The sequence below is a fragment of the Candidatus Nealsonbacteria bacterium genome, assembly GCA_019923605.1.
Taxonomy (GTDB): Bacteria; Patescibacteriota; Minisyncoccia; order Minisyncoccales; family CSSED10-335; genus JAHXGM01.
In genome coordinates this window covers 1-961 of the sequence record JAHXGM010000024.1, presented here as the reverse complement: position 1 = coordinate 961, position 961 = coordinate 1, and the positions used below count along the sequence as shown (strand labels likewise).

General features: G+C 32.6%; 1 protein-coding gene. It reads left to right on the top strand.

What is annotated here, in order from left to right; all coding sequences use genetic code 11:
- Nucleotides 1-769: HAMP domain-containing histidine kinase (locus KY054_03120; protein ID MBZ1356721.1), on the top strand; the 769-nt coding region annotated here is incomplete at its 5' end.
- Nucleotides 770-961 lie beyond the last annotated feature (192 nt).

Here is a 961-nt window from a genome sequence, read left to right as displayed (position 1 = left end):
ATTGGCCAAAGGGCTTGAAAGCCAGGTTGAACAAAGAACTAAAGAACTAAGAAAAGCTTATGAGGATTTAAAGGTTTTGGATATAGCAAAATCAAAATTTATTACCATGTCTTCCCATCAATTAAGAACGCCGTTATCAGCCATCAAAGGATATATTTCAATGTTGATTGAGGATTCTTACGGCCAAATTCCGGAAAAAGCCAAAGAAAAATTAATCGCCGTTTCCCAATCAAATGAAAGATTGATTAAGATTGTCAATGAATTATTGACTATTTCCAAGATTGAGTTAGGTGAGACGGAATTATTCAAAGAATCTGCCCAAATTGAAGACATTATTCAATCTTGTTATGAAAAGATGGAAACAGAAGCTAAAAAGAAAAATTTAAAATTAATTTGGCAAAGACCAAAAAAGCCCTTACCTAAAATTGAAATAGATTCTTTTAAAATCAGGCAAGCTATTTTGAATTTAATTGACAATGCTTTAAAATATACTAAAGAAGGTCAAATTGAAATAAAAGCTGAAAAAAACAATTCCACTCTCCAAATTTCAGTTAAAGATACTGGTGAAGGGCTGACTAAAGAAGAACAAAAAAATATCTTTGAAAGTTTTACCAGAGGAGAAGCGGGCATAGCTTATTGGATTGAGGGGGCAGGCCTTGGCCTTTATATGGCTAAAAAATATCTTGAACTCCATCAGGGTAAAATTTGGGCAGAGAGCAAGGATAAAGGCAAGGGATCTACTTTTTATATTGAGTTGCCAATAACTTAGTTTCTAGAATCTAACGCAACAGCATTATTAATTAAATGCTTGATAGGGTTTTTGAAAGCCCAGTATGTAAAAGTTCCTTTATTAAAAGGAGAATTAGCAGAGATAGATGTTTTATGACCGAAACAGATTTAAGACAAGAAGAGAACTAGAAGCAAAGATAAGGATATGGAATTATAATTACAATGATATGGA